This window comes from Prosthecobacter fusiformis (genome assembly GCF_004364345.1).
GTDB lineage: Bacteria > Verrucomicrobiota > Verrucomicrobiia > Verrucomicrobiales > Verrucomicrobiaceae > Prosthecobacter > Prosthecobacter fusiformis.
Map to the genome: position 1 here is coordinate 59,573 of NZ_SOCA01000001.1, position 12,073 is coordinate 71,645.

At 55.9% G+C, this 12,073-nt stretch carries 3 protein-coding genes; 2 read left to right on the forward strand and 1 reads right to left on the reverse strand.

The window, feature by feature from the left end:
• Positions 1–75 precede the first annotated feature (75 nt).
• Positions 76–2,304 (reverse strand): NADP-dependent isocitrate dehydrogenase, encoded by a 2,229-nt coding sequence (locus EI77_RS00240; RefSeq protein ID WP_133792753.1) that lies wholly within the window; start codon positions 2,302–2,304, stop codon positions 76–78.
• Positions 2,305–2,566: 262 nt separating this feature from the next.
• Here EI77_RS00240 and EI77_RS00245 point away from each other — a divergent pair, with 262 nt between their 5' ends.
• Both EI77_RS00245 and EI77_RS00250 read left to right on the forward strand, forming a co-directional pair.
• Positions 2,567–3,307, forward strand: coding sequence for a response regulator (locus tag EI77_RS00245; protein WP_243838627.1), 741 nt, complete (start codon positions 2,567–2,569; stop codon positions 3,305–3,307).
• A gap of 295 nt (positions 3,308–3,602) precedes the next feature.
• Entirely contained in the window at positions 3,603–12,056 is an 8,454-nt protein-coding gene (locus EI77_RS00250) for a PEP-CTERM sorting domain-containing protein (RefSeq protein WP_133792754.1), read from the forward strand.
• Positions 12,057–12,073 lie beyond the last annotated feature (17 nt).

The window sequence follows — 12,073 nt, forward strand, 5'->3', positions numbered from 1 at the left end:
GTAGAGTTATTTCACCAAAAAAAATCCCGTCGCCTATGCAGACGACGGGATTGAATCATGCCGATGTATAACCGGTTACACCTTCGCCAAAATCGCGTTCAGGGTCGCGCTGGGGCGGAGGGCGGCGCTGGCTTGGGTGTCGCAGGGTTTAAAGTAGCCGCCGATGTCGATGGCCTTGCCTTGGACGGCGAGGAGTTCCTCAACGATCTTGTCTTCGCTGGCGGTGAGTTCTTCGGCGATGGGCTTGAACTGGGCTTGAAGTTCGGCATCGCCGGTCTGGGCGGCGAGGGCTTGGGCCCAGTAGAAGGCGAGGTAGAAGTGGCTGCCGCGGTTGTCGATGGTGCCTAGTTTACGACCTGGGGAGCGGTCGAACTCAAGGAACTTGCCAGTGGCGGTGTCCAAGGTATCCGCCAGGACTTTGGCTTTGGCCGTCTTGAAGGTTTCGGACAGATGCTCAAGGGATGCGGCGAGGGCGAAGAATTCACCCAGGGAATCCCAACGCAGGTAGTTTTCCTCCAGGAACTGCTGAACGTGCTTCGGAGCGGAGCCACCGGCACCGGTTTCGAAAAGGCCGCCGCCGTTCATGAGAGGGACGATGGAAAGCATCTTGGCGCTGGTGCCGACTTCCAGGATGGGGAAGAGATCGGTCAGGTAATCGCGCAGGACGTTGCCGGTGACGGAGATGGTGTCCTCCCCCTTGACGATGCGCTCCAGGCTGAAGGTACAGGCTTCCGCTGGGGCGAGGATGCGGATATCCAGCCCACTGGTGTCGTGATCCTTGAGGTAAGTTTCCACCTTGGCGATGATCTGGGCATCGTGGGCGCGAGCTTTATCCAGCCAGAAGATGGCGGGGACGCCAGTGGCGCGGGCGCGATTGACGGCGAGCTTCACCCAGTCCTGCACGGGGGCGTCCTTGGTCTGGCAAGCACGCCAGATATCGCCCTGCTCCACTTCATGGGAGAAGAGGACGCTGCCGCTGCTGTCGGTGACTTTGACGGTGCCTTTACCTGGGATTTCAAACGTCTTGTTATGCGAGCCGTATTCCTCAGCGGCCTGGGCCATGAGACCGACGTTGGGCACGGAGCCCATGGTCTTTGGATCCAGGGCACCCTGGGCTTTGCAGAAATCAATCACAGCCTGGTAAACACCGGCGTAGGAGCTGTCCGGGATGACGGCGAGGGTATCACCGGTTTTGCCCTGGGCATCCCAGACCTTGCCACCGGCGCGGATCATGGCGGGCATGGAGGCATCCACGATGACGTCGCTAGGCACATGGAGGTTGGTGATGCCTTTGTCCGAATTCACCATGGAGAGTGCAGGGCCGCTGGTATAGGCAGCCTGGATATCGGCTTCGATTTCAGCTTTCTTTTCGGCAGGCAGTTTATCGAGCTTGCCGACGAGATCGCCAAAGCCGTTGCGGAAATCCACATTGAGTTCCTTCAGAGTGGCGGCGTGTTTGGTGATGAGGTCTTTGAAGAAAACTTCCACAGCGCGGCCGAAGATGATGGGGTCCGAGACCTTCATCATGGTGGCCTTCATGTGCAGGGAAAAGAGGACGTTATCCGCCTTGGCTTCGGCGATCTGGCCCGCGAGAAAATCGACCAAAGCGGCTTTGCTCAAAAAGGTGCCATCAATGATTTCGCCAGCTTTCAGCGGGGTGGATTCCTTCAGCACTTTGGAGGTGCCATCGGCCCCGATGAATTCGATCTTCACATCCGTGGCAGCCGGGACGGTGACGGATTTTTCATTGGAGAAAAAGTCCCCTTTGCCGCCCATGGTGCCGACGCGTGTTTTGGAATCTGCAAACCATTTGCCCATGGAGTGAGGATGCTTCTTGGCATAGTCCTTCACGGCCTTGGGTGCACGGCGGTCAGAGTTACCCTCGCGCAGGACGGGATTCACGGCGCTGCCCATCACCTTGGCATAGCGGGCTTTGATTTCTTTTTCCGCATCCGTTTGTGGGTTCTCGGGATAATCAGGAAGCGCATAACCCTGGCTCTGCAATTCAGCCACGGCGGCTTTCAACTGAGGAACGGAGGCGGAGATGTTCGGCAGCTTGATGATGTTGGTGGTCGGCTCCTGGCAGAGCTTGCCCAGATAGCCCAGTTCATCACCGATGCGTTGCGCTTCCGGCAGGGAATCTGAAAAGGTGGCAATGATGCGGCCAGCCAGGGAAATGTCCCGCGTTTCCACCGCGATGCCCGAGGACCGGGTGAAGGCTTCGACGATCGGCAGAAGGGAGTAGGTGGCGAGAGCGGGGGCTTCGTCTGTCTTCGTATAGATGATGGTAGGCTTGGAGGACATGTCGGGATGATTTAGAGGCCCTCAGAGCTAGACGCACCTGCCCCGTTGCGCAACGGTCAAGGTATCCCCGCACTGGCTAAAAATGCGCTGGGAGCGGCCTGAGAGGTAGGAAATAGGGCTAAAGAGGGGATGTGGGAATGGGTGCTAAACCTCCTGCGGATGTTGTTAGCCATCTCTTTGCACCCGCATGAGCCTAAAAACCCTGCCAACTCCCGCACCTTTCTGTTAACGTGCAAATTGCGCAGAGCCGACAGGCAGGCGGATGCGCGATGAACGTGAAAAAATTCTTCCCTATAAAATCATGCCGAATCCAAATTTAACAGCGCCAAGCGTCGATGCAAAAGCCCTCAAGCGGGTCGCCATTGTGGATGATCATACGATGATGCGTGGTGGTATGAAGCTGTTCATTGAGAGCCTGCCTGATTTTGAATTTGCCTGGACCTCCGAAGATGCGCGGGAGGCGATGGCTGCACTAGAAGCCGACGTGCCGGATATCCTCATCATGGACATCACCCTGCCGGACCGCAACGGCATCGAGCTGGTCAAGGACGTCCACGCCATCTATCCAGACCTGCCCGTGCTGATGATGTCCATGCATGATGAGTCCTATTATGCCCTTCGTGCCCTCAAAGCGGGGGCCAAGGGCTATCTGATGAAAAGCATGCCGAATGAAGTCTATGAGCGCGCCCTGCGCCGGGTGGCGGAAGGCGGTACTTGGCTCAGTGAAGCGATGTCCGAGCAAATGGTGCAGATGTACACCAGTGGCACAAAGCGTGAAGGCGATGATGGGCTGGAGGTGCTGACAGACCGGGAATTTGAAGTATTTCAATTGATCGGCGAAGGGCAAAGCACCCATCAGGTGGCGGCGGCGCTGCACATCAGCACGAAAACGGTGGATGTGCATCGATCCAATATCCGCACGAAATTGAAAATGGAAGACGGGTCTGCGGTGGTGCGCTTTGCGATCCGCTGGGTGGAATCCCGCCGGATGGCGGCTCAGTGAGGAAATGCGAGGATATGACAAAGGGAAGCAAAGTCAGGTTATTTGCGTCTCCCAAAGCCGATCAGCCCCAAGGGGCGAATAATGACGGCGTAAATACATTAAAATTCGAAAAAACTCCTCGAGGGTCATTTTTCGTGAATTTTTAAACGCCGTTTATTCGGTGCCCGGAAAAATCTCCGGATAGGCGTGGCCAAACAGCAAGGTCCGCGAAGCCTTGATTTTACAGAGCTGTTTAGGCCTTGGGTAAATTCACTTTATCCTGCTCTAGGGCTGAACCCTGGATGGAAGTCAAGCCATGCCCAAGGGCACTCCAAGGCAGGGAGCCAATAGCCCAAAAAAGGGCTCCAGCCAAGAATGGCGCATCTCCAAAACCCCGCTGGTCCTGACCGCATTCACCCGCACCCCCTTTATGAATACCCAAACGCCACTGACCACTCCTGCTCTGAAAAGAATTTCAGACAGCCGTTCAAAACGGCATCGCCATAGGCTCTCAGTCTTCGCTTGTCTGCCGATACTGGCACTCATGCTGGGCGAGGTCAAAGGTCAGGCACCGGTGACAGGAGACTGGAACGTTAATGCTAATGGTAACTGGACGGATACGACCCGCTGGGTGGACGGGGTAGTGCCAAATGGAGTGGGATATATTGCTGATATTGTTCATAACATCAGTTCTACGCGCACCATCACGTTAGACATTGCCATCACTTTGGGAACTCTGCGGCTGGGGGATACTAATGCAGACGATGCTTTCATCCTGACAGGAGAAACCCTCACATTCGACAATGGCGGGGCAGGAGCCATCCTGGACCACGGCATAGGGAGCGTGACAGGGGGCCCGGCTCAAAATCCAAACGCCAGTGACCGTCTAAACATGATGGTGGATCTGAATGATGACCTGACGATCTACGCAGACGCAAACATCAGTTTTTACAATACCTGGGATGCACAGGGTCACGACATCACCATCAATGGCAATGCCCGGGTTTATTTTGACGGTAACGGAACTGCTGATTTCGGTAATGTCGTCAATGCGGGCACCATCACCGTCAATAGCGGGGAGCTGCGTATTGAAGGCCAGGTCGGTGCCAAAGAAAACTATGTCGGGGCAGATCTCATCTCACTGGGAACAGGCACACCCATGACCGGCAACAACTCCTTCACCCGATTGTATCTGGTCAATACCGAAGCCACTCAGGACTTCGACCTGAACATGAACGGCTACGCCTGGTTCATCAATGATATGGGAGAAAATGACCAGACTTTCACAGGGAACATCAACCTGACTGGAAACTTCAATACCAACCTGATGGATGTGAATGATCCCAGCACCACCGCCAGCGTTCTGTATGAACAGCACATTTTCACGGGTGTCATCTCAGGCACAGGCGGCTTCACGAAGATCAATACCGGAGCCATGGTGCTCACCAATAATAACACCTTTGAAGGCGTTATGCAAATTGAGCGGGGACGCTCAGAGAACCTGGGTTCCGTGCACTTATCCGGCGCGGATGGTGCGGTCTCTGGTACGTCCGGTATTATCCTCAGCCGGGATGGCAGCCTCTACCTGGATAATAGCAGCGCGGTCAACAACAACCGTATCAACGATACTGCCAGCATCACGATGCGGGATTACGGTCAACTGCGCATTATTGGTAACGACAGTGCCGCAGTCTCTGAAACCATGGGCGCACTGGTCATTGGGTCTGGCACCAACCGTATCTCTTTTGACCTCGCGGACTCTACTCCGCAGTCGGTCAGCCTCACCTTTGATAGCTTCCAGCGGAATGCAGGTGCCATCGCCCAGTTTCAGGTGGTGGATTCAGCCCCCGGCGCCCTTGGCACGACCGCGCAGGTGCACATCGCTGATGGTGGAGCCAGTGCTGTGCAATATGGTGGGGGCGGAGGCAATGGCAGCACGAACCAGACAATCCTGGTCGGCGCGGTCGGCGGAAACGCCGCCATACCGGATCACTTCATGACCTTTGACGAGAATAATCCCACGCTGCTACGCCCGCTAGATTTCGATACGGAATACCTGCTGTCACAAAACTTGGTGGACAATGGAATTGCCCACACACTCAACCGCGACACCATTCAAGGCACGGATCATAACCTCATGATCAATTACAACACGGAGGATCCGAACAATCCAGATCCGCAGGTGGACTGGTATGGAGTGCGCCCCATCCGTGTCACTGAAAGCATCGCGATTAACTCCCTTCGCTTCGGCACACGCACACCCACCGTGGGACTGAATACCAATGAACTCGGTTCTACAGTAGTGCTTGACCGGAATGCTGTCATCTACCTGGGTGACAAGGCTGCAGGCGACGGATTACCTGAAGTCACAGGTAGCGGCAGCGGCATGATCCTGTTTGGCCGGGATAGTGCGGGCAATGCGGCGGGTAGCAACCAGTTCATCGTTGGCGGTGCCTTGGACTTTGGTTCCAGGGAGGCCATCTTTATCAATGAAAGCGGTAACAGCGCTTATATCCGCTCAGAAATACGCGGTTCTGGAGGCCTCACCAAAACGGGTGCGCAATCCGTGTTTCTTGACAATGCCAATACCTACACTGGAACCACCACGGTCGCAGAACAATACCTTGTCGTGCGTCATAGCCAGGGCCTTGGAGGCTCCAACCGGGTTGATGTGGTCGGAAATGGTGCCCTATATCTAGAGCTGGGCTCCGAAATGTCCGCAGATACGGATCTTTATATTATGAACCGGAGTGAATCCGATGTGGCCCTGCGCAGCAACTCAAGCCACAACTCCTGGAACGGTGATATCATCATGGATAACACCAGTGCTATCGGGCAGCAGCTTTACTCTGCCCGAATCCAAATCGGCACCCACGACAGCCTGAGCCTGAACGGCAATATCTATGGCGCAAATCTTAGCAATCCATTGACGGCAGACCTCAATCTGAACGATGCAGCCCTTATCTCCACGGAGAGCAGCGGCGCGGGGATCATCAATATCAACGGCGTCTTCCAAGACAACATCAACGGAGCGGCCAGCGACTTGAGTGGGACCGGTGAAAACCAAGTGCTCAGATTCCAAGTCACGGGCAATAACCAACTCATCGTCAATGTCGGACAGCAGTGGAATGCGGCAGGAAGGATTCTTCATGAGCAGGGTTATCTGCGTTACACCGGGGAAGGCAATTTCTGGACAGATGAAGCCGCCGCTGCCATCGTGCCCACCAATGCTATGAGCGGCATGCGACTTGGGGGAAGCAGCTCTGGAGATCTTGCGGATATCAATGTGGTGCTCACCAAGGAAGGCCAGAAGCTGAATATTGACCGTATCGATTTTGGTGGCAGCGGCAGCTCGGATAACTACAACAACTTCGGTAACATCGTCCTGGCCGGCACCAATACCTCCGGCACGGTGACCTTTGGTAACGGCACGGGGATCATGTATTACGGATCCACCGATGCCTCACGATCCTATACCCGTGATCTGGCCGTATTCAGTGCTCTGGGAGGCACCGTCAACATGGACTTCCGCCTGGACGATAACGATTCAGAAGTGCATACCGTCTTCACGAAGATCGGCGGCGGCATTGTCAATCTGCGCGGCGACAACACGGCCACCAACGGGGATGTGGAAAATGTGAACCTTGCAGGGGGTCTGCTTCGCCTAACTAACTATGGGAGCTCCACGGGAACACGTTTTGATAATGGGGCCATGGTTGTCTTTGCCGGCGGCAGCCTGGAGATGGATGGTGTCGGATCCACCACCAACATTACGGAAAACTTCACCGGCACGGCCGTGGGTGGTGCTGCCACTTTCCCTGTCAGCTCGGCAGCCACCGTTATCGCTGCAGGCAGTTCCAATGTAGTTGTCACCTCGGATACCGGACGCACCACCACCCTGAACCTCGGTTCATCCACCATCAATTTAAACCGCGAGTCTGGAGGCACCCTCAACTTCGTCGAAAACAGCAATGGCGGCACCTCGGTCATCACCCTGAATGGTGTCGGTGCTCCGGCGGCAGATTCAGCCATCGCCTGGGCCACGTATGGGGACAGCTTTAATTCCGCCACGCAAACCGCCAATGCGCTGGATTTCGCCATGGTGGACAGCAGCGGTGCGGTCTCCGCATTCACCGGTAGCAGCAGAGAGGACACTGACGATGCATCCGCCTGGACTGCCGGGGCAGACGTGAGTGAAGGCGCGGGTGGTTTCAGTGGCACGACTTCTGCCGGTGCCGAAGTCAATACCCTGCACTTCGACCATGATGGCAGCAGCACGCTGACACTGGATGCAGGCGGCCTTACGGTGGACAGCGGCGGCATCATGATCAGCTCCGCCGTAGCCTCAGACAGCTCTACCAAGAGCATCATGGGCGGTGATCTGCGGGCAGGCAGCGGCCAGGACCTCATCATCCATCAGTATGGTGCAGGTGCCCTGACCATCGACTCCAACATCATTGAAAATGGCGGCACCGCCCTTGTCAAAACCGGCCGTGGAGAACTCATTCTCACCGGCACGAATACCTATACTGGCGGCACTTTCTTAAATGGCGGCATCATCACGGTGAGCAGTGATGACCAGCTCGGAGCAGTTCCAGGAGCCACGGAGGCTGGGAATCTGCGATTCAACGGAGGCACCCTCAATACTACGGCGAACATGACCCTGGACAGCGACCGGGGCATCATGATCGGCGGCAACGGCGGTGGACTGTCCGTTGCTGAGGGCACCACGCTGAGTTATGGTGGCATCATCACTTCTGAGGCCAATCTGATTGAGGAATATGTGACTGCCCAGGCAACGGGAAGTTTTGTCAAATCTGGTGCTGGCACACTGGTTCTTACCGGCACAGATAACCATACCTTCACCGGCATCCTGGATATCCGTGAAGGTACGATTCTCTGGGAGAATACCGCTGCTGGCAGCACCACCGCAGATATATTTGGCTCTCACAATGAGTTCATGGATGGCACCATCCTGCGCAGTGGAGCCACACTTGAATTTGCAGGAGGCACCGCAAGCACCAGTTCTAACAGCACCACAACCATCTATGAATGGTTTACCCTGGAGGCTGGCAGCACCATCAACGCTTCCCTGGTCAGCAACAGCACCACCCCACGTGACCGCACATATACCTTTAACGGTGTCATTCATCTGGATGCCATGGGCAATGCAGGCACGGCGGCAGGGACGGTGCTATTCAACACGGCACGGCGCGGTATCAATTTTAACAATGACGGGGGCTACCTCACCGGGGATGGCGGCATTCAGAAAATCGGCGATGGTGCTTTGTATTTCCGTGAGAACAGCCCCGAGTGGACAGGTCAGCTCATCATTAACGAAGGCACCGTGCAGGCCTACAGCGCCGGCAATGTCTTCGGCACAGGCACTTTGCCCATTTTGTTAGGTCACGATGGCAATGCTGTGGGTGAAACCAACGGTGGCAACAATGAAGCAGGTATCTACATGCGTAATGAATCCGGTTTCAACAACCTGCCCACCATCACGCACGACATCATTGTGCGTAATGAAAACGGCCTCGGCAGCCAGGAAAAGCGCATCGGCGGCTACTACCTTGCCCATGAAGACGTGGCGCAATACAATGGTAACCTGACCCTCAATGATGACGTTCGTTTCTTTTACCAGGATGATGTGCGCAACAGTCTGGACACCAGCAACAACTCCTCACATTTCCGCAATGACACCCGCAGCTACGGAGCCCCGGAAAACTCCGAAACCATTTTCATCAATTTTAATGGTGGCATCAATGGCGACGGTAACATCATTACCTACGTAGGCCAGGGCGGAACGGGCAATGCCACGAACGGCAGCATCACCGGAGCCAACGATGACCTGGTCATCCACACAATTTTCGGCCTGAATGGAGACAACCGTGACTGGACTGGCAAGCTGATCATCAGCAACAATGGCGGTACGACCGCTGCGGATGATGTGGACCGCTTTGCCTATATACGGTTAGGCCACGAATTCGCACTGAATGACAATCAGGTGGAATTTGCCAACCGGGGTTATCTTCAGATGGGTGGTATTGACAAGACCTTCTCCCAAAACTTCCTCTTCATCGGCGGCACCGGTCTGGCCAATACGGCAAAGATTCAAAATGCGGATGAGTCCGATGTCACGATCACTTTCTTCTCCGGTGCGGGCACCGTCAATGAGGTGTACCAGGACATCGGCGTCGGCATGGAAGACGGTGTTGTTTATGGCGGACGGTATGAAGACCGTGGCCTGCTGAACGTGGTCAAATCAGGCGCGGGTCATACCGTCTTCGGTGCCTCCACAGGCGGCGGTGAAATTGCCGATTCCTTCAGCAGCTACAGCGGCACCACGACGGTTCAGGAAGGCATCCTCTATGCAGGTAGCAACAATGCTTTTTCTCCTAACTCCCGTTTCATCGTCGAAGCGGGTGCTGAACTGAGCCTCTACTGGGACCAAGCCTCCACTGGTTTTGACAACACGCTCGGCTCCCTCAGCGGCAGCAGCGGTGCCCTGGTGGACATTGACAATTCCATCCTGCGACTGGGTGGGGATGGCACTATCGGCGCTGATTATTCTGGAACCATCAGCGGCTACGGCAGTTTCTACAAGATCGGCACCGGCTCCCAGCGCCTGTCGGGAGACAATACCTTCTTTGCCAGCAACGTGGCCATTTTGGAAGGCACTCTCATCGGCGGCAGTAACAGTGCCTTCGGCGATGATTATAATGTCATCAACCTGGGAGGTGTGCCCCTGGCTGCACCCAGCCCCATTGACGCACGCGTGGAACTGCTGCTGGATGGCAGCGCTACCGCCGTCAACAACATCGTTTCGATGAATCCTTTTGATGGCAATACTCAAGGCATCACCCTCATCGGGACACGGGCGACTGCGGGCACTTACGGCTTTTCCAACCTGAGCAGCGTGGATGCAGGCAACAACATTTTTGCCATCGCTGAAGGGGACTCCACCTTCCAATTTGGAGGCAACGTGGTCATCTATGATTACGGCATGGGTGCCAGCCTGATCAAGCTGGGTTCCGGCACAGTGGAAATGCACGGCACTTCGAACTATTACGGCACTGGCTTTAACACTTCCGGCCAGGCCATTGATGGCGGCACAGTCCTGCGTCAGGGTACCTTGTCTGTCTTCAATTCGACTGCGCTCAGCACCACGGTCGTTGAACTGGGAGACACACGCCGGGTCTTGAGCCAGGGCGTTTACCTGGCCACCAGCGGCTCGCTCGTCACTCGTGGAGGCGAATTTGATGCGGAAAGCAATGGCGCAGGAGCCGCCGGTGCGGGAGCCTTCCTAGACGTTACCTCCCAGGTGGACGGAGTCACCCTGACAGAGGCGGATGTGGGCAAGCGCATCCTCGTCAAAGACGAACTGGGGGATCCTGAGCGCAATGGCATCTATGAAATCCTGAGCGTCGATGAAGCGGATGGCTCAATGATCCTGGTGCGTGCGGACGACTTCGATGAAGCGGGTGAAATGCTATACGGCAGCAGCGTTGAAGTCGCTGCTGGTGAACAGGCCGGACTCAGCTACTTCATGGCCTCTGCCGATGTGGAAGCCGTCAACGCTGACGATCAGTCCAGTCCTGTTTATTGGGAAAAGGAAGATGCCAGCTCTGACCTGGCCCTCGTCGCCGGTGTGGCGGACCTGACCATCCTCAATGATGTGGATGTGAATGATACCAACAGCGGTGGCATCAGTGCCCTGGGAGGCATCTTCACCAGCGGTAACTCCACCTTCACGGGTAACATCACCCTCCAGCATCAAGATGGAGTGGACAACATCCACGAAATCACCCTGACCTCCGCTTCCAACACAGAGTCTGGAACCGGTGAACGCGGCACCATTTTCACCGGCGTCCTGTCTGAAGCCCAGCTTGGGGATACCCTGCATGTGCGTGTGGATGGCGGTGGCACAGTGACCCTAACCAACGATTCCCACAGCTATACTGGCAAGACCACCGTGGGTGAAGACAGCACCCTGCTGCTCCATGGCGCAGCCTCCATCTCCAACTCCAACTGGCTGGAAGTGGAAGCCGGGGGCGTCTTTGAAACCACCCAGCTCACCAGCAGCAGCGCCTATACTTGGGAAAACACCGTGAGCGGTACCGGGAGCATTCGGCCCGGCGCAGGCAATGCCTTCATCGTGGATGGTGACGGCGTCATCCGCCCTGGACTTTCTAGCAGCCCTTACAACATTGCCACTGCCGGAGACCAAATTGGCCGACTGACCGTGGAAGGAAACCTGGTGCTGGCAGGAGACAGCAGCGGCACGGATCGCCTGCTCCTGCAAATGGGCGCTACAGGCGGGGCCGATTTCAATGACGCCATCAATTTCTCCAATAACCAAGGAGCGGGTTTCGGAAGCTGGCTGCAAACACAAGCGACACTGTATGACAGCTTTACCGGGGGCAATCATGATAGCCTAACCATCACTGGAAATCTTTCCCTGGATGAAGGCGGTTACATTGTCTTCAACAACAGCAACGGTGATTACGTCCCGCAGTATGGGGATGTTTTCAATCTGCTGGACTGGGACTCGCTGACGGAAAATGACTTTGATACCGGGGGCACGCAGCGTGGAGGCGGGCTGCTGGGAGACCTTTATCTACCGGATCTGAACACGGGTTTTTATGATACTTCCCTCTTCCTCAGCCACGGCATCATCGTCGTGGTGCCTGAGCCAGGTCGTGCAGGGCTGCTGCTGGGAGCAGGCTTGATTTTCATGCTGCGCCGCCGCCGTCCGGCCACCCGCTAACCGTCATTTTCCACACG

What these genes read in the sequence shown, in the direction of transcription:
- EI77_RS00240 (WP_133792753.1), bottom strand. Translation starts at nt 2,304, where the DNA reads ATGTCCTCCAAGCCTACCATCATCTATACGAAGACAGACGAAGCCCCC.
- EI77_RS00245 (WP_243838627.1), top strand. Translation starts at nt 2,567, where the DNA reads ATGCGCGATGAACGTGAAAAAATTCTTCCCTATAAAATCATGCCGAAT.
- EI77_RS00250 (WP_133792754.1), top strand. Translation starts at nt 3,603, where the DNA reads ATGCCCAAGGGCACTCCAAGGCAGGGAGCCAATAGCCCAAAAAAGGGC.